The sequence below is a fragment of the Arthrobacter sp. V1I7 genome, from assembly GCF_030817015.1.
In the GTDB taxonomy this organism is placed as follows: Bacteria; Actinomycetota; Actinomycetes; order Actinomycetales; family Micrococcaceae; genus Arthrobacter.
The window spans coordinates 3,203,388-3,222,071 of the sequence record NZ_JAUSYS010000001.1; the positions used below are offsets into that span (position 1 = coordinate 3,203,388).

At 67.1% G+C, this 18,684-nt stretch carries 10 protein-coding genes, 1 tRNA gene and 1 pseudogene; all 12 read right to left on the bottom strand.

The annotated features are described in order from the left end of the window. Positions 1 to 40: 40 nt before the first annotated feature. Positions 41 to 2,779, bottom strand: a complete 2,739-nt coding sequence (locus QFZ69_RS14735) for a LuxR C-terminal-related transcriptional regulator (protein ID WP_306919262.1) — start codon at positions 2,777 to 2,779, stop codon at positions 41 to 43. Between the two features lie 365 nt (positions 2,780 to 3,144). Beyond that, positions 3,145 to 5,859, bottom strand: coding sequence for a LuxR C-terminal-related transcriptional regulator (locus QFZ69_RS14740; protein WP_373463154.1), 2,715 nt, complete (start codon positions 5,857 to 5,859; stop codon positions 3,145 to 3,147). Beyond that, the gene (locus QFZ69_RS14745; RefSeq protein ID WP_306919264.1) at positions 5,837 to 8,575 is read right to left on the bottom strand and encodes a LuxR C-terminal-related transcriptional regulator; all 2,739 of its coding nucleotides are present in this window, start codon (positions 8,573 to 8,575) and stop codon (positions 5,837 to 5,839) included. Before QFZ69_RS14745 ends, QFZ69_RS14740 begins: the two co-directional genes overlap by 23 nt. Before the next feature lie 143 nt (positions 8,576 to 8,718). Next, the gene (pth, locus tag QFZ69_RS14750) at positions 8,719 to 9,306 is read right to left on the bottom strand and encodes an aminoacyl-tRNA hydrolase (RefSeq protein WP_306919266.1); all 588 of its coding nucleotides are present in this window, start codon (positions 9,304 to 9,306) and stop codon (positions 8,719 to 8,721) included. 131 nt (positions 9,307 to 9,437) lie between these two features. Next, the gene (locus tag QFZ69_RS14755) at positions 9,438 to 10,013 is read right to left on the bottom strand and encodes a 50S ribosomal protein L25/general stress protein Ctc (protein WP_306919268.1); all 576 of its coding nucleotides are present in this window, start codon (positions 10,011 to 10,013) and stop codon (positions 9,438 to 9,440) included. A gap of 264 nt (positions 10,014 to 10,277) precedes the next feature. Next, positions 10,278 to 11,259, bottom strand: a pseudogene (locus QFZ69_RS14760) (ribose-phosphate diphosphokinase). 5 nt (positions 11,260 to 11,264) lie between these two features. Beyond that, positions 11,265 to 12,746 (bottom strand): bifunctional UDP-N-acetylglucosamine diphosphorylase/glucosamine-1-phosphate N-acetyltransferase GlmU, encoded by a 1,482-nt coding sequence (gene glmU / locus QFZ69_RS14765; RefSeq protein ID WP_306919272.1) that lies wholly within the window; start codon positions 12,744 to 12,746, stop codon positions 11,265 to 11,267. Between the two features lie 211 nt (positions 12,747 to 12,957). After that, positions 12,958 to 13,029: transfer RNA gene (locus QFZ69_RS14770), tRNA-Gln, on the bottom strand. Positions 13,030 to 13,125: 96 nt separating this feature from the next. Continuing rightward, on the bottom strand, positions 13,126 to 14,955 hold the full coding sequence (locus QFZ69_RS14775) for an ABC-F family ATP-binding cassette domain-containing protein (protein WP_306919274.1): 1,830 nt from the start codon (positions 14,953 to 14,955) through the stop codon (positions 13,126 to 13,128). 62 nt (positions 14,956 to 15,017) lie between these two features. Next, positions 15,018 to 15,980 (bottom strand): 4-(cytidine 5'-diphospho)-2-C-methyl-D-erythritol kinase, encoded by a 963-nt coding sequence (locus QFZ69_RS14780; RefSeq protein WP_306919277.1) that lies wholly within the window; start codon positions 15,978 to 15,980, stop codon positions 15,018 to 15,020. Positions 15,981 to 16,072: 92 nt separating this feature from the next. Beyond that, positions 16,073 to 16,912: a 16S rRNA (adenine(1518)-N(6)/adenine(1519)-N(6))-dimethyltransferase RsmA gene (gene rsmA, locus QFZ69_RS14785; RefSeq protein ID WP_306919704.1), complete on the bottom strand. Its 840-nt coding sequence runs from the start codon at positions 16,910 to 16,912 to the stop codon at positions 16,073 to 16,075. Positions 16,913 to 17,241: 329 nt separating this feature from the next. Further along, positions 17,242 to 18,387, bottom strand: a complete 1,146-nt coding sequence (locus QFZ69_RS14790; RefSeq protein WP_307000472.1) for a resuscitation-promoting factor — start codon at positions 18,385 to 18,387, stop codon at positions 17,242 to 17,244. Positions 18,388 to 18,684: the final 297 nt, after the last annotated feature.

Below are 18,684 nucleotides of genomic sequence, written 5' to 3' on the forward strand. Positions count from 1 at the left end.
CCCCGGCCCAACCCTGGCAATTCGGTGGTGTGACTCGGGCTCAGCCGAGCCGGGCGCTTTCCGCCGGCGGGGAGATGACATCTTTGAGTTCCGCTCTGCTGGCCACATGGAGCTTGGAGTATACCTGGTAAAGGTGCCCCTCAACCGTCCGGACCGAAACATGCATCTGTTCGGCGATCTTGCGGTTGGAGGTTCCGGCAGCGGCCCTGACCGCGACTTCGCATTCCCTGGCTGTCAGGGTCGACGTCGTGAGCGAGTGCAGACCATTCTTCGGGCTGCCGAACCTGTCGTCGAGGGACTGCTGCGTTCGCTGCCCGATCCGCAATGCGATCCGATTGCCGGCTTCGTTGGCGGAACTGACTGACTTGCGTGCCGCGTCCCTCGCGAAAATCGCGTTGCAGGCGGAGTCGGAGTCCTTCGATAGGGCCAGAAGCTGCTCGCTGTCCGATGCCTTCACGCCCTCGGAGAGCCGTGCGCAGAGGCCGGCGAAAGATCCGGTGACGCGGACGGCAAGGCTCCCGAGCTTCAAGGCCACCTGGCGGTCACCCAGCCGGGCCGCGGCGGAGAGGAACAACAGCCCCGGGGCCAGAGCCGAGGATCCGGTGTCGCCGTCTGCCTCGGCCACGAGCCCGCGGATAGCCGTCGCCCGTTGCCCGAGCTCAGCCAAGGCACATAGTTCGAAGTACCGGGTCATCCGGCCTACCAGCCAGGATGCGCGCGGCTGCAGTTGGGCCAACTCTGCCAACTGAAGGCTGGCTTTCTCCTCGTCCCCTTGCAGGGCCGCGGCATAGGCGAAGGCTGCCATGGCCAGGCCGGCTACGGAGTCGGGGTCCTGGGTCAGAAGTTGCTCCGTACCGGCCTGGAGCCGCGGCAGCGCATCGTCGAGGAGCCCGGCATGGAGGTCGAGTACTCCCTGCCCGATCTCGAACATTCCGCCCAGCCGTTCCTGCGGGTCGGCGGTACCGGAGGAACCCGCCAGGAACGTGGCGGCCTCCCGGAACTTGGCCGAGAGCAGCATCAGGAGCAGAAACCGGCCCCTGATCTCCCGCATGGCCCGGTCCGCAAGCGGGACCGACCCGGCTGCGGAAATGATCTGCTTACCGAGGCCCAGGGCTGCGATGACGTTTCCGGTGACGGCCATGGCTTCGCAGCGCAGGCTCGCGGTCAGAATCCCGGCTTCCGTGTCCAGAAGGCCGCCGCCAGGGTTGGCGGTCATGGACAGGACATCCTGGTAGCGGCCTTCAAAGACGGCGAGTTCCGCTTCGGCCAGCCGCAGTCGCTGCCAGGCCGTATCCAGGACAGCCGGGTCCTCGTCGGGCACCGCCGAGAGCCTCCGTCCGATTTCCTGCAGCCTGGCGTGGGCGTCAGCCGCCGTCGAGTTGCTCCGTTTGTCGAGCTCGGCCCGGAGAAGCTGCAGCGAGGTCCAGTCGGCCAGCGGAATGTCCTCGCTGGCAGAGGAATCCAGGCTGAAGAGTACCCGGTGCGCGGAGTCAGGATTGTTTGCCGTTAGGTGGGCATGGGCTGACTCGACGGCGACCCGGGAAGCGGCCCCCTGGCCCTGGATTTCGTGCAGGAATCTCAGCGCCGCGGCAGGATCGGATGAATTGTTCGCCCTCCTCGCCGCAGCCAGCGCCAGTTCCGGGCTTATCTGCTCGCCACAGTCCAGCGCCCATGCGACGCCGGCGGATCCGCCGGCATCCGCCTGTTCCGAATCCTGGAGCACTGCCGTCAGCCGACGTCGGAGCTCCGCGCTGCGTCCGGGGGGCACCACGCTGGCAACGATGCCGGCCGACAGCCGGTTGGCGACGCTGATCATCGGCGGGTGTTCATGGCTGACGCGGATCATGGCCCGCTCCTGCAGTGCGTCCAGATCCTGCGGATCCGCGATGTTCATGAGCGCCTGTAGCGGAACCGCCCCGGCCAGCGCCAGCAGTTCAAAAACGTCGCGCTGGCCCGGGCTCAGCCGGTTCAGGCGGGCTTTCACCACATCGCGGATCTCTCCGGTCAGGGCGATGGGGCCGTTGCCCAGGACCCAGGCACCGTCCTGGCGGATGATCGTCCCCAGTTTAATCTGTTCCCTCGCGAGGGAGTGAAGAAAGAGTGCGTTTCCGCCGCTTGCGCTCCACAGCGCCCGGGCGGCGGTGTGCGAGAACTGTCCGCCGTATTCGTGGCCGAGCGAAGCAGCAGCCTCGTTGAAGTCAAACGGTGAGAGATCCATCCGCTTTAGCAGGTCATCCTTCCACAGCCCCATGATGTCCCCGCCAACATGAGGGAGGTCCACGCAGACCGCCAGCAGGGTGACGTGCGCCCCGGCGCTCAGCTGGGCCACCATCATGCTGGACAGCTCGTCCAGGTCGTGGGCGTTGTCGACGAAGAGGATGATGCTCCGCCCCTGGGCTTTGTTATGGAGCACCTGGGTGAGGCCACGCAGAACCATCAGGGGGTGCTCCAGGTGGGAAGCATCCAGATCGTTGAGCAGAACGCTCAGGGCGCCGTAGGGAAGTTTCGAGGAGATGGAGCTGCCGCGGATCTGGACCACTGTGTAGTCCGGGCCGAGCTGTTCGAGGGCGCGCTGGGCGATGAATGACTTTCCTGCCCCGTGTTCCCCCACTAGGACGACGCCGCAGCCGGAGCCTGCCGTCAGCGTCTCGACAACTTCCCCAACAATTTGGTTGCGGATAAAGGGTTTTTCGTAGCGCCCCGGGACGAAGCGCTGTGCTGATGAAATCGCATTTGTTTTACCGCTGCCCGCAGGCAGGCCGACGTCGTGCTGAAACATGAATGAGACCTTCGCAATCAATGGTTGACCAGTGATAAGTCAAAGCTATGGACGACGCGACTTTTCGGTATGCGTAAGTAGTACTCGAATACGCAGCGGGTACTTGGCCAGGTCAATGCGGGTGTACTCAGTTCGGGCGGGCACCCAGGGGCCGGAACCAAGTAGTCGGTGGCCCGCCCCGAGTGGCCCTTCGCCAGCGTTGGCGTTCCCGACGTCGGCGGGCCGCGTAGGCAGGGGCTCGAACCCCGCGTACTGGCTACCTCGGGGACCCGATACCGGCTTCCAGGATTCGTTTCGGGGAGTATTGGTTTCCCGGAGTACTGGTTTCCGGCGCTACTGGTTTCGGGCGTCATCGGTCCGGGCAATCAGTCGCCGGCCATGCCGGGGAGCTGGTCGCGGCCCTTGATGTTCAGCTTGGCGTAACTCCGATACAAGTGGCCTTCAACCGTGCGGATGGATACATGGAGTTCAGCGGCGATCCTCCGGTCGCTGAGCCCACGGACGGCCAGGGCCACGATGTCCCGTTCCCGCCGTGTCAGCAGTCCCAGTGCGTCTTCGGCGCCCTCCGGCTCCTGGCCCGGCGCGTTGTCGGCCCGGTCGAGGCACCGCTTGCGTTGGGACATGGCCATACGTTCCCGGAGGGCGTCTCCGGCGGCCCGGAACGCGTTTGCGGCGGCGTCATAGGCAAGAGCAGCGAAGCTCCAAAGTTCGGCGTCTTCACAACTCTTGGCCGCCGCCAGGTGGTCCGCCGCGAGATCCGTACTGATCGCGGCGGCGTAGTCGCAGATGGCAGCCGGTCGGGGGCCCTCCAACAGGGGCTTCAGCTCGAGCAGCCGGGGGGCAGCGTTCGGGTCTCCCAAGGCAAGACAGAATGCAAGCGCGTCGAACTCCAGCCCCGCAGTGTTCTGTCCGTCATCCGGCCGGCCGAGCAGCCGAAGCTCGGCGATGGCCTGGGGATGGTTTCCAAGACGGGCCTTGCCGTACACCACCGCCATCGCGGCGAGCCCCCGCAGGTAACGTGAGCCAGCCGGCGGTACCGCCTCATAGTCCGCAAGGAACGATTCGGCTTTCTCCCGGGCACCGACTTCCGCGGCGGCGGCAAATGCCATCGCAGCCGTCAGGCCGAACAGCTGCTGGGGATCCGCCAGCCGCAACGACTCCAGGGCAGCGCTTAGTGCGTTTAAGGCCTGGGCGGCCTTCCCCTGGTACAGCAGGATGACGCCGCGCGCCGCGTGTACACCTCCGCCGAAGGAGATCAGGCTGGGCCCGCTTCCCGCGGCAAAGCGGGCCAGTAATGTCTCCGCCGCCCGCCAATTGCCGGCATGGATCACTGCTGCAGAAGACCGGACAACCAGGAAGTCCGTGAGGAAGTGGAGTTCATCGTGCCCGGCGCCGGCAGCGGTCAGGGCCTCGGCGGCGACGGCAAACGCACTGACTGATTTACCCTCGACGAGGAGCCGGTCGGACTCCAGCGAGAGCCTGAACGCCTGGTCCAGGTGGTTGGCTGGCGGCCCTGGAGGCGCTGCCCCGGGATCGGGGCGCCGGTCCCCACTGCCTTCTCCGGCCATGGCCAGCACCATGCTCCGGATGGTCGCATACCGGTCTTTCGTGGCGGCGAGGATACGCCGGGCCTCGGCCGGCTTCTCCCGCGCCAGCCGCTCGCCGGCGGTGAGGAGCACCTCCGCCCGCTGCATAATGTCCTCCGGCGTGTGGCCCTGCGCGGACAGCACGGCGGCCCACAGCAGGGTTCCGGTCAAAAGGCTTGCAACACTGTGCCCCTTGCCGAAGTCCGCCTCCAGGATGTCCCGCGCCACGGCGTAGTCGGAGGCGTTGTAATGGGTCCGCGCCACAACCGAACGCGCCGCTAGCTGTAGCTCGGGGTCCTTGACCAGGGATGCAGCCTTGCGGGCCAGATCGTCCTGGTACAGCCGGCTCGCCAGCATCGCGGCCCGGAGCAGCTGCCGGTCCGCCAGCTCCGCGCCGCATTCCATGGACCAGCTGACCTGCCGCAGCAGCCCTTCGGCGGAGGCGGGCTCTTTGTCCATAAGCCGCAGCAGGCTCTGCCGGAGCTGGAGACTGCGTGCGGGGGAAATCAGGTTGCGCAGCGTGTCACCGTACACGCTATGCCGCAGCCGCAGTTCGGGAACGGAGGCCGTCGTGACCCGAATCAGCTCGTGGTCGATCAAGGCCCGCACGGCCTGTACGCCGACCACGGCCTCAATCAGTTCCTTGGACACCGGCTCGGCGAGCGCCACCAGGTTCAGGGCCTGGCGTTCCTCCGGCGAGCGCCGAAGCAGCTGCCGGCGGACGACGTCCGTGAGCCGGTCCCCATGACTGTTCAGGGGCCGGGTCAGCAGCCAGACTCCGTTGCGCTGGAGCAGCGTACCGTCGTGCTTCGCGTCGTCGATCAGGGAATTGAGCAACAAGGGGTTGCCTTCGGAAGCTTGCCAGAGAAGTTCGGCGACGTTCGGGAGGACCTGGGTGCCCAGCGTCAGTTCCAGCATTTCGGTTGTCTGCTGCTGCGTCAGGGGACGCAGATCGTGCCGCTCGGCGATGCCCTCAAACCACAGCTGCAGCAGCGGTTCGGGCAGCCCCGGCCGTGCGGCGGCCCCGATCAGCAGCTTCGCCCAGCCCGCGGCGGCCAGCTCCACCAGGATTCCCGCCGTCGCTTCGTCGAGGTCGTGCGCGTCGTCCACGATCAGCAGCAGGGGCTTCCCGGTGGCGCGCCGCTCCTCCTCCAGTCGGCTCCACAAGGTCCTGAGGACTGCCAGCTGCGAAGTCGCTTCCTGCACCGGAAGGCCAACGATGAAGGGCCCGAGCACGCCGTACGGGACATGCGTCAGCGAGGGGCTGCCGTGGATACGGATCGGTGTCACCTCCGGCTCGAGTTCGGCGACAACCGCCTCCATGAGGGTGGATTTCCCGATCCCGCTGTCCCCGAGCAGCATGACCGAGACGTGCGTGCCGCCCCGGAGTGCCGCCACCGCTGCCCCCAGGTCTTCCGTCCGCCCCGTCAGGGCCGCGGCTGTCCCTGCTCCGGGGACAGTGGCACGCGGCCTAGATGAGTCCAAGCAGATCACTCCGCGAGGACACCCCAAGCTTCGTGAACACCTGGTAGAGGTGGCCCTCCACCGTCCTCACGGAAATGCCGATGTCCAGGGCGATGTCTTTGTTGGAGACACCGTTACCGGCCAGGGTGGCTATCTGGCGCTCCCGTTCCGTCAACAGCGGCCCCCTGTTCCGGGGCGTTATCGGCAACGCCGGCACAGACTCCGAGAGTTTGTCCAGCATGGTGTGCGCCGTGCTGGCGGTCCCGCTCCGCCCCTCCGCCTGGGCGAAATCGAAGGCCAGAACCGCGCATCGGGCCTGCACGGCATCGAGTTCCAGGCTGGCGGAAAGCTCGGCGGCCTGCAACATGATGGCGGCGTCTTTCGTCCGGCTCCCCACGGCGACGATCCGGGACAGCTCCGCCAACGGGCCCTGCCGCCGTGCGGCGATTTCCTCCATAAAGTGGAAGTCCTTTGCGGTGCCGTTGACGGTGGCACCGAACATGCAGATGCCGGCCAGAGTGTAGCGGCCGGCCCGGTAGTGGGCCTCGGCCGAGTGCACCAGCCGGTCCCTCGCTTCGGGATCGCCCAGCCAGCGCGAGGCCATGTCCATGCAGAACTCGGCGGAGGTGCGGATGGCAAAGCGGGCCGGGCCGTCCGCGGAACGCGCCCGGTCAAGGTAGATGCTCGCCTGGATGGAATTGCCCGTCTGCGCGTACGCGAAGGCAGTGGCGGCGTACGCCTGCCGCAGCGACTGCAGGCTTGAGCGCACCTCGAGCTGGGCTATGGCCGCCAGCAGGGGATCCAGCGCCAGGTACCCGCGTCCGGCATAGACATACGCGAGACCGACGGCCAGATCCGTCGCGGCACTTCCGGAGTGCAGGCCGTGCCCTGCCCGTCCGCTGGCATCCTTGAGCATGCCGATGCTCTGCCGCCAGTACCCGGACAAGAGCAGCACGTTGAACGATCGCCAGGCGAAGTTCTCCCGGATCCGGGGAATGTTCGACCATTCCCCCAGCTGGCCGCCGATTTCGCGCATGAGCGTTCGGGCCTCAAGCTCCTTGCCGGTCATGCAGAGGGCTTCCATCAGGATGATCGCGCACCTGATTTGGTGCACCGGATCGACGCCCGGACCGTCGGCTGCGGCCGCCTTGAGCCTGTCCATCATGGGTTCGAAATCACCGATGAAGGAGAGGAAGTTGAACTCGCAGAGGTCCAGGCACAATGCCGCCCGGTTGAGGTCTTCCTCGGATTCGGTCGGCGCATCGACACTCAGCTCCTGGAGCCGCAGCCGGGCCTGCCGGATCATTTCCGGAACCCTGCCGGACCGGTCCTCCAGCCAGGACATGCAGTCGGCCTTGGCAGTAATGAGTTCGGCGAACACCACCGCCCCCAAGGCCCGGATTTGTTCCTCCGAAATATCGTCAAGGGCGGATATTGCCTGCAATGGCAGCCCCAGCTGCAGGTAGGCTGCCGACTTCTGCAGTTGCCCCTCGGCCCATTCCCGGTCTCCCGGGACCAGGCTACCCGCACAGTCGAGCGCGAACTTCGGGTCGAAAAGTTTGACCGCGGCCTGTGCCGCCGCAAGGGCATGGGCGGGGGCAAGCGGGGCCTGGCAGTCGTGGGTCCAGGCCGCATAGGCGAGCAGATCCTCGACGGTCAACTCGCCGAGCTCATCCGGCTGATGGCCCGGGACCTTGTCCCGCAACTCCAGACGGCGCTCCACGCTGAGCCAGTTGCGGACGATGTCGCCGAGATAACGGTCTCCGAGGGTGACGAAGTGGCGGTCGGTACGGTCGACGACGATCTGGCCCGCCTCCTCCATGTCCGCGATGACCCCGGGCTCGTACATCCTCGCAAGCCGGGACAGCGCCATGGTCCGGGCGCAGGACAAGACTTCGATCACTTCCTTGGCCACCGGTGTTTCGCGGGCATAGCGGGCCCGGACAATGTCCTCCAGCCCAGTGCGACCGTCGAGAACAACTTCGTCCAGCAGCGTCCAGACCGAGCCGGACAGGACAAGGTTTCCACGCTCGATCTGCTCCGAAACCACGGCCTGCAGCAAGGTCGGGCTGCCGCCGACGAGCTGGTGCATCTGGCTGGCGAGGGCGCTCGATACGCGGTGACCCAGCGCCGCCTGCAGGACGTCCAGGGTTTCCAGCTCCGTGAGGTTGGCGAGCCGGACTTCCGCCAGCTGCCCCGAAGTGATGAGCCAGTAGAAGTCAGGGGGCAGGTCGGTGGTGCGTTGCGCCGTCGCTATCAGCCGGGCCGTCCCGGTCTGCAGCAGGTTGAGCAGGACACCGGTACTCAGTTCGTCCAGGGCACCGGCGTTGTCCAGCAGAATGACGCACGGCCGTCCCGCCGCGTCGTCGCGGATCAGGGAAGTGATTCCGTGCAGGATGGCAGTCGGGGATCCGAGGGAGCTCTGCGGCAGGCGCGCCAGCGTGAACGCGAGGCAGCCGTACGGCGTGGCCGAACCTGGTCCCGAACTGCGCAGCTGCAGGGTGTAGACGTCCGGACCAAACCCGGCCAGTGCGGTGCGCCCTACCAGCGACTTGCCGACGCCCCGGTCACCGGTGATGACGACACCCGTCCGGCCGTCGGCCAGCAGTGCTTTCCGGACACGCTCCGCGTCGGCGGTGCGCGCCAGACCAGACCACCTGTGCCCGTTGACCGCACCGGCAGCGTGCTCTTCGGCGGGTGCCAATGTAGTGGAAACATTTCCCCAGCCCAGTGATTCCCTCGACATCTAGTTTCCTTCGTACCTCTTGCGGACATCCCCAGATTGTCCGCTTAGAAGTAGCGTATCTCTATCCCCCGACATGAGAGTAGAGCGATCATAGCGGGAAATGCGGATCGTTGAAAAGGAAAGTCCAGCGGCGCGGGTCCTGCCTACGGGGCCTTGGCCGGATGGAACTGCTGTTGGGCGGCGAGCAGGCCGTCCCGGATGAGGAGTTCCACGGCGTCGGCCGCGGAATCTAGCAGGAACGGCAGTTCCTTTTTTTCGGTGGAGGAAAAGTCCCGGAGCACGTAGTCGGCGGTGTCCATCCGTCCGGGTGGCCGTCCGACGCCCACCCGGACCCGCAAAAAGTCCTTGGTGGCGAGGGCCTTGGAGATATCGCGCAGCCCGTTGTGGCCGCCCTCGCCGCCGCCGATCTTGATTTTGACAGTGTTGAAGGGGATGTCGATTTCGTCGTGCACGGCGATGACGTGGCCGGGATCGATGTCGAAGAACTTCGCCAGTGCCGAAACCGGGCCACCGGAGACATTCATGTAGCTCAGCGGCTTGGCCAGCACCACACGGGGCCCACCGATGCCGAGCCGCCCTTCGAGGACCTGCGCACGGGACCTGGAGGACTTAAAGCCGCCGCCGACGCGCGCGGCGAGTTCATCGAGGACCATCTGCCCGACGTTGTGCCGGTTGTGGGCATACTCGGCTCCCGGGTTGCCAAGGCCTACGATCAGCCAGGTGTCAGTCATCGATCAGTCCTTCTGGGTGGGCAGTCCGGTTCCGGGGAAGCGGGACAGGACGCGGGCGGGAGCGGCTCCGGCGGCGGAGACGACGGCGGCCGGGCCCCAGAGGGACCCGGCCACCGGAGAAGTCGCCGGAATTACTCGGCTGCAGCCCCGGATGCCTCTTCGGCGGGCTCTTCAGTGGCCTCGGAGATGTGCACGACGAGGGACTCGGGGTCGGCCAGCAGGATGGCGCCCTGCGGCAGGACCAGGTCGGAAGCGTGGATGTGCTCGCCGGCGGTGCGGCCCTCGATGCTGACCTCGACGGCGGTCGGCAGGTGGGTTGCCTCGGCCTCAAGGGAAACGACGGTCATTTCCTGGTTGTAGGCGTTGCCCGGGGCAAGTTCGCCGGTCAGGTGCACGGGAACGTCCACGGTGACCTTCTCGCCGGTGCGGACGGTCAGGAGGTCCAGGTGCTCGATGATCTGCTTGATCGGGTTGCGCTGGATGTCCTTGACCAGGGCGAGGTGCTGCTCGCCGTTGATGTCCAGGGTCAGGAGGGCGTTGGCAACGCGGACGGCCAGCGTGGTCGCCTTGGCCGGCAGGGTGATGTGGATCGGCTCTGCGCCGTGGCCGTAGATGACGGCCGGGATCAGGCCGTCCATGCGGGCGCGGCGGGCGAAGCCCTTGCCGAATTCGGTGCGTACTTCTGCTGCGAGCTTCTGCTCAGCCATGGGTATCTCCTAGGTGGACTAGCGGTGTTCAGCAAGGGCGGAGGTCTGTTTGCGACCTTCAACGCCGGGTGGCCGCGAGGCCGCCCTTCCGAAGGGAGATTCAGACCCAGTCGATAACGGAGACCAGCAGTCCGGTTTCCGATCAATTTCCATTAACTACGGAAAAATACGGAATACCGGCGCTCTCCCTCGCCAAGGTTTCGGTATAAGGCTACCAGCGCCGGGCCCTGTTTCGAAAACCGGGCCCGGCATCGGGCGATGGCGTTAGGCGTTGCCGTCAAAGAGGCTGGTCACGGAGCCGTCGTCGAACACTTCGCGGATGGCGCGGGCGATCAGCGGTGCGATGGACAGCACGGTGAGCTGCGGGAACCGCTTGTCCGCGCCGATCGGCAGGGTGTCCGTGACCACGACTTCGCGGGCACCGGACTCCGCCAGGCGCCGGGCAGCCGGATCCGAGAAGACGGCGTGGGTCGCGGCGATGATGACGTCCTTGGCCCCGGCGTTCTTGAGCACCTGGACGGCACCGGAAATCGTTCCGCCGGTGTCGATCATGTCGTCGATCAGGACGCACGTGCGGCCCTCGATCTGCCCGACGACGGTCTTGGAGACGGCCTGGTTGGGCATGGTGAGGTCGCGGCTCTTGTGCACGAAGGCCAGCGGGGCCCCGCCGAGACGCTCCGCCCACTGCTCGGCGACGCGGACGCGGCCGGTGTCCGGGGACACGACCGTGATGTTCTCGGTGGCGACGCGGGTCCGGATGTAGTCGGCGAGCAGCGGGATGGCCATCAGGTGGTCCACCGGCCCGTCGAAAAAGCCCTGGATCTGTGAGGTGTGCAGGTCCACGCTCATGATGCGGTCGGCGCCGGCCGTCTTGTACAGATCCGCGACGAGGCGGGCGGAGATCGGCTCGCGGCCGCGGCCCTTCTTGTCCTGGCGGGCATAGGGGTAGAACGGCGAGACCACGGTGATGCGCTTGGCGGAGGCACGCTTCAGGGAATCAATCATGATCAGCTGTTCCATGAGCCAGTTGTTCAGCGGGGCCGGGTGCGCCTGGATGACGAAGGCATCGGTGCCGCGGACGCTTTTCGCCGGCCCGGACATAGATCTCGCCGTTGGCAAAGTCGTAGGCGTCCAGGGGCAGCAGTTCGGTTCCCAGCTCCTTAGCGATCTCCTTCGCCAGCTCGGGGTGTGCACGCCCCGCGGCAAGCACCAGCTTCTTCTCGCCGCGTGCCGTAATTTCGCTCATGATTGCTAGCCCTCTTCTGTTGGTGCCGGAGTACTGGAGGATGGTGAGGTGGCGCCGGCGGCCTCGGCCAGCGCGGCGGAGATCGAGTCCGGACGGTTCGCGAGGACCCAGCCTTCATCGTTGCGCTGCTTGGCCAGGGACACGACCAGGGCGCCGGCCGGCACGTCGCTGCGGATCACGGCCCCGGCGCCGCTGTAGGCACCGTCGCCCACCTGCACCGGGGCCACGAATACCGTGTTGGAGCCGGTGCGGACGCCGGAACCGATGACGGTCCGGTGCTTCTTCTCGCCGTCGTAGTTGGCGGTAATGTTGCCGCAGCCGATGTTGGTGTCCTCGCCGATCACGGCGTCCCCGGCGTAACCGAGGTGGGAGAGCTTGGAGCCGCGGCCGATCGTGACGTTTTTTGTCTCGTAGAAGGCGCCGATCTTGCCGCTCTCGCCCAGCATGGTGCCGGGCCGCAGGTACGTGAAGGGTCCGACGCTTGCCCTGGCACCGATCGTGGCGCCGGAACCGTGGGTGCGGATCACGGTCGCACCTTCGCCCACCTGGACGTCGGTCAGGGTGGTGTCGGGACCCACGACGGCGTCCCGCGCTACCGTCGTTGCGCCATGGAGCTGGGTATTGGGCAGCAGGCGGACGTCCTCGTCGAGGGTGACAGTGGCGTCGATCCACGTGGTGGCCGGGTCCACGACGGTGACCCCGGCGCGCATCCACGCTTCGACCGTGCGCCGGTTGTGCTCGGCGCCAAGGGTCGAGAGCTGCACTCGGTCATTGGCGCCTTCGACCTGCCAGCGGTCTTCGGTGACGACGGCGGCCACCCGGCCGCCGGCCGCACGGGCCAGGGCCAGTACGTCGGTGAGGTACTTCTCGCCCTGGGCGTTGTCCGTGGTGACGTGGGCGAGCGAGCCGCGCAGCACGGCGGCGTCGAAGGCGTAGATGCCGGAGTTGACTTCGCGGATGCCGCGTTCGGCGTCGGTGGCGTCCTTGTGTTCGCGGATGCCCGTAACGGTTCCGTCCGCGGCCCGGAGGATGCGTCCGTAGCCGGTGGCGTCCTCCAGCACGGCGGTGAGGACCGTGACGGCATTGTGGCCCGCTTCGTGGGCGGCAACCAGTTCGGCCAGCAACTGCCCGGTGAGAAGGGGTACGTCGCCGTAGGTGACGACGACAGTGCCGCTGAGCGGCGCGCCGGCGTCGAGCGCATCGAGGGCGGCTTCCACGGCACGGCCGGTGCCCGGCACCTCGTCCTGGTCGACGATGAGGGCATCCGGGTCGAGGGCGGCGACATGGGCGGCGACGAGGTCACGCTCGTGCCGGACAACGAGAGCCAGTTCGCGCGGGTGGATGGCGCGGGCCGCGGCGAGCGCGTGCCCGACGAGTGAGCGTCCGCCGATTTCGTGGAGGATTTTGGGGGTACGGGACTTCATCCGGGTACCGGCACCTGCAGCTAGGACGATTACGGCGGCTGGGCCGGAATTCTCGGGGCTCACGTACGGGCTCTCCTTGCTCAGTGGCTTAGCTTCTGCCGCTGTTCGGTGGATTTGCTTGCCCCGCGGCCGAGGCCCGGTGGTGCACCTCGGTTGCCGGATCCGCGCGGCTGGTCCGGACCGGAATCCGGTCACGGCGTCAGGTTCATCCTACTGGACCAACGCCTGACCCCGCCCGTCGGGGGCTGTTCCAGGCCCCGCTGACGCGCGGCAGTTCCGCCCATAGGATTCGAACCTATACTCCACGGCTCCAAAGGCCGGGGTGCTGCCATTACACCAGGGCGGACCATGCCGGGGGCGCGAAGCCCCGCTGGCACGAGAACCAATTCTGCCATGAAGGTTGAGCCTCGTGCGACTCAGCCGCCGCGGCGCCTCGGGAGCCCTACTCCCCCAGGACTTCGAGTGCCGCGAGCCACTCGAGTTCGAGGGTCTCGCGTTCGCCGGCGAGGTCCTTGAGTTTCTTGTTCAGTTCACCGAGCTGGCCGACGGCTTTGGGGTCGGCGGCCGCAGTGGTCATCTGGGCGTGGACCTTGTCCTCCTGCTGCTTGAGCTTGCCCAGCTGGCGGTCAATACGGTTCTTGGCCTTGCGGGCATCGCGCTTTTCGGCCTCCGACGGCCCGCTCACCGCCGGCGCGGCCGCCGGGCCGGAGGACGTGACGGGGTTTCCGCCGCCGGTGATGGTCGACCCGGCCATGGCGGCTTCGCGCAGTTCGAGGTACTGGTCGACGCCGCGCGGCAGGGCGCGGATCTTGCCGTCGCCGAGGAGCGCCATCTGGTGGTCCGTGACGCGCTCCAGCAGGTAGCGGTCGTGGCTGACGACGACGAGCGTCCCGGGCCAGCCGTCGAGCACATCTTCCACGGCGGCGAGGGTGTCGGTATCCAGGTCGTTGGTCGGTTCGTCAAGCATCAGCACGTTCGGCTCCCCCACGAGCAGGCGCAGGAGCTGCAGCCGCCGGCGTTCGCCACCGGAGAGGTCCTTAACCGGGGTCCACTGCTTCTCGTTGGTGAAGCCGAGCTGCTCCACCAGTTGTCCGGCGGTGAATTCCTTGCCGCCGACGTTGAAGGAACGCTTTTCGCGCTCGATCACTTCGATCACGCGCAGGTCCGCGACGTCGTCGAGCTCTTTAACCTCCTGGGTGAGGACCGCGGTGACGACCGTCTTGCCCCGCTTGACCTTCCCGGAGCTGGGCTGGATCTCGCCGTTGAGGAGCTTCAGCAGGGTGGTCTTGCCGGCGCCGTTGACGCCCACGAGGCCCAGCCGCTCACCCGGTGCAAGCCGCAGCGTGATGTTGTCGAAGAGCTTCTGCCCGGGGTCCCCGCCGAGGAAGTCCAGCGAAACGTTCTCGAGGTCCAGCACGTCCTTGCCGAGCCGTGCCGTCGCCATCTTGCTCAGCGCGGTCGAGTCACGCGGCTCGGGGACGTCGGCGATCAGGGCGTTGGCTGCCTCGATGCGGAACTTGGGTTTGGCGGTGCGGGCCGGGGCACCGCGGCGCAGCCAGGCGAGTTCCTTCTTCACGAGCTGCTGGCGCTTGCTTTCCACCACGGACGCGGAACGGTCACGTTCGGCGCGGGCCAGCACATAGGCGGCATAGCCGCCGTCGAACGGGTCCATGATGCCGTCGTGGATTTCCCAGGTCTTGGTGCAGACTTCGTCCAGGAACCAGCGGTCGTGGGTGACCACGAGGAAGGCGCCCTGGTTGGCCCGCCAGCGGGTTTTCAGGTGCCGGGACAGCCACGCGACACCTTCGACGTCGAGGTGGTTGGTGGGCTCGTCGAGCATGATGACGTCGTGGTCCTCGATCAGCAGCTTGGCGAGGGCCACACGCCGCTTCTGCCCGCCGGAGAGCGCGTGCACGTTGGCGTGCCAGTCGACGTCGGACACGAGTCCGCCCATGACCTCGCGGATCTGGGGATTGCGGGCCCATTCATAGTCGGCCTGGTCGCCGACGATCGCCGCACCGACGGTGAGGTCGCCGTCGAGCACGTCGCTCTGGTCCAGGTAGCCGATGTTGACCTCGCTGCGCTTGGTCACCCGGCCGGAGTCCGGCGTGGAGCGCGTTGCCAGCAGCCGCATGAGGGTCGACTTGCCGTCACCGTTGCGGCCCACCATGCCGATCCGGTCGCCCTCTTCAAGGCCGAGGGTAATGCCATCGAGGACGGTACGGGTTGCATACGAAACCGTGAGGTTCTCGCCGCCGAGGAGGTGTGCCACTGGGAACTGCTTTCCTAGATGAATGGTCGAGCTGAAGAGCGCCGTCGAAAGGGCCGAAGCTTCTAAAGGAGCGTATCGGAGATGATGCGTGCCCCGTGCACCGGCCCGTGCACGGGGATGGCTTCGAGGCCGTGGTGGCGCAGGTCTTCGGCCAGTCCGGCGGCGGCCCCCGGGCTGTGTGCCAGGAAGGCCACGGTGGGCCCGGACCCCGAAACGATTCCCGCGATGGCGCCACACGATTCGCCGAGCCCCAGGGTGTCGCGGAGCTGCGGCGCCAGTTCGATCGAGGCCCGCTGGAGGTCATTGACCAGGACCCGGCTCAGTGCGTCCGTGTCTCCCCCGCGCAGCGCCTTGAGGATCCCGGGGTCCACGGAGCTGGGTTCCTCGACAAAGATTCCTTCCGCCGTCCGCAGCCGGTCCAGGGTCCGGTAGACCTCCGGTGTGGGCAGGCCGAAGTCGGCGGTGACGAGCACCCAGTCCGTCTGGGCCTTGACGAGCGCCGGGGAGAGGTCATCACCCAGGCCGAGTCCGACGGCGGTGCCACCGAGCAGGGAAAACGGCACGTCGGCGCCGAGTTCCGCGGCCAGGTGCGCCAGCTCCTCGCGGGAGAGCCCGCTGTTCCACAGCGCGTCGCAGGCAAGCAGGGTGGCGGCGGCATCGGCTGAGCCCCCGCCCATGCCGCCCGCCACGGGGACCCGCTTTGTGATTTCGAGGTGGACCCCGGTGGAGTGCTCCGAAACGTCGGTCATGATGGCGGCGGCTTTGAAGGCCAGATTGCGCTTGTCCAGGGGGATGTCGACGACGTCGAGGTCCACCGTGCTCGCCGGGCTGAGACTCACCGTAATTTCGCCGGTGTCCGTGGTGGTGGCGGCGACCTCCTCGTAGAGGGAGACCGCGAGATAGACGCTGGCGACGGAGTGATAGCCGTCAGCCCGGAGGGGGCCGACGTCGAGTGAGACGTTTACTTTGCCGGGAGCCTTGACCCGGACGGTCCTCGCGGCAAAGCGCCCTCTCACTGCGTTCATGGCTCCACGCTATGGCATGGCAGTGCCATGCTCAAAGCCTTGCCCGCGGACGGCGCCCGGGCAATGATGCTGCCGCGTGTCAGGTACGGTGTTCAGGCCTCGGGCCGGGCGTGCGCTTCGGCTATCCGCGAAAACGCCGCAATGTCGATCACTTCGCCGCGGGCGGTGGGGTCCACGCCGGCGGCCCGCAGGCACCGCTCGGCTTCGGCGGCACTCCCGGCCCAGCCTGCCAGCGCCGCGCGCAGGGTCTTGCGGCGTTGGGCGAAGGCTGCGTCGATCACGGCGAAGACCTGTTCCCGGGTCGCGGTGGTGACCGGTGGCTCCCGGCGGGTGAAGGCGACGAGGCCGGAGTGGATTTTGGGCGCCGGCCAGAAGACGTTCATCCCGATCACGCCGGCCTTGCGCATGCTGCTGTACCAGGCGGCCTTGACCGACGGGACACCGTAAGTCTTGGACCCGGGGCCGGCCGCGAGCCGGTCGGCAACCTCGTCCTGGACCATGACCAGTCCGTGCCGGAGGCTGGGGAAGTGCTGCAGCAGGTGCAGCACCACAGGAACGGCAACGTTGTAGGGAAGGTTGGCCACGAGCGCGGTCGGTTGCGCGGGTAGTTGCGTGACCTTCATGGCGTCGGCGAGGACAAGGTGGAAGCTGTCCGCGGCTTGCGGGCGCCACTGGGCTACGGTGGCGGGAAGCTTAGCCGCGAGGACCGGGTCGATTTCGACGGCGACGACGGACTGCGCGGCGTCGAGCAGGCCGAGGGTCAGTGATCCCAGCCCGGGACCCACTTCCAGCACGGTCTCGTCGGGGTGGATGTCGGCGGCGGCGACGATCCGGCGGATGGTGTTGCCGTCGATGACAAAGTTCTGGCCCAGCGTCTTGGTCGGCCGGACCCCGATTTCCTCGGCCAGCCGGCGGATGTCGGAGGCGCCCATCAGGGGTGCGGGCGCGGTTCCGGGCGCCTTGGCGGGCTCGGTTCCGGGCGCCTTGGCGGCGGCGGTTCCGGGCGCGTTGGCGGACGCGAGGGGGGTCGGTTCAGTCACCTAGGTATCCTATCCCGTCGGCTCGGACCGGCTGCGCCCGGCAAGGACCCGCTGCGCCGGACGGGAGGCACCCCCGAGCCGGACCGGATCCTCCGGGCACGATCCTCCGGGCACGACAGAGGCCGGGTCCGGAGTCGGACCCGGCCTCTGCGGGGGCTGCGGCCGTGGTCAGCCGCCGCGCCCGCCGTCGTTCACCAACAACGGAGGGAAGTTCGTCCCGCTTAGCGGGCGGCCCAGCCGCAGCCCCAGGGCTGCAGGCCGCGCTGCGCGTAGACACGGTTGGCAATATCGATCTGCTGGGCCTTGGTGGCAAGGCTGGCGTTGGGCGCGTACGCGCCGCCGCCGGCGCCGAGCCAGGTCCGGATATCGAACTGCAGGCCGCCGTAGTAGCCGTTGCCGTTGTTGATCGACCAGTTGCCGGTTGACTCGCACTGGGCGATCTTGTTCCACATGGCTTCGTTCATCATGGCCGGAGCGCCGGCGCCGGTGTTTCCGGCCTGGGACTTCGGCTTTTCCTTGGTGCCGACCGTGACCTTCTCGGTGACCGGCTGGACGCTGACCGCCTCGGAAACGAGGGTTCGCGACGCTTCGCGGCCGTCCACCAGGACCAGCTTGAAGCTCTTGTTCAGGGTGCCCGCCACGCCGGCCTGGGTCACGTCCTTCTCACCCTTGAACAGCTCCGCGCTCTGGGTGCTGACCGTCTGGAACGGCACGGGCTCGGTGGTCTCGGCCGTCTTGCTGACGTCGATGCGGGAAACCTTGATGACCATGTCATTGACGACGGGGGCGTTGCCGGGCTGGGAGGTCCGGTCGCTGGCTCCGAGCGTGACGCCCGTGTCAGCAAGGAGCTGGGAGACGGTGGCTGCGGTCGTGGTGGTCTGGGCGGCCTTGCCGTCGGCGACGATGCTCACTGTCTTCGGCGTCGAGATGGTCAGGAAGGAACCGGAAACGGACAGCTGGGCGTCCTTCGGGACGGACACTTCCGAGGCGCTGGCGACGCCGAGTTCCGTCACAAGGCCCTCAACGGTGGGCGAGGTGGTGTTGATGGTCCGCTCCGCGCCGTCGAGGCTGACCTTTACAGCCTTGGCGAGGTTGACGTTGATGACCGATCCGTCCTGCACACGGGAATCCGCCGAGGGCGAAACCCTGTCGGATGGCTGCAGTTCAACTTTTGCGCCCTTGACGACCTGGCCGACGGTGCCGCCGAAGGTCTGCACGGAGCTTACTTTTCCGTCGACGTTAAGCGTCACTGTCTTGTTGTTGCCGACGAAGGCCACGAGGCCGAGCACGAGTGCCACGAGCACGACTAATTGCGTGCCGACCTTGACGAAGCTGAACTTGCCGTCCGAAGTGAAGAACTTGACCACGATTGCCCGTATCTCTTGGACCATCCGGGCACGGGGAAAGCGCACAGGTTCAGCCGCCGCGAGCGCCCCAGGGGCAGCTCCGGAACGGGTCCGGCTGTTCGCAGGTAGCTGTGTGCACTGGCACCCTCACAAACGAGAGCGCGCATGTGGATGATTGGCCACAATGCACGCCCCGCAGGAGTGAAGTTATCCGAAGGCCTTCCCCGACCCCGGCTAATAGTTGACCACTGTAACCGTAGCGTTATAAAGCAGCCAAGAAATCGTGCATACCGGGTATTCTGCGGGAGAGCTCGGCGA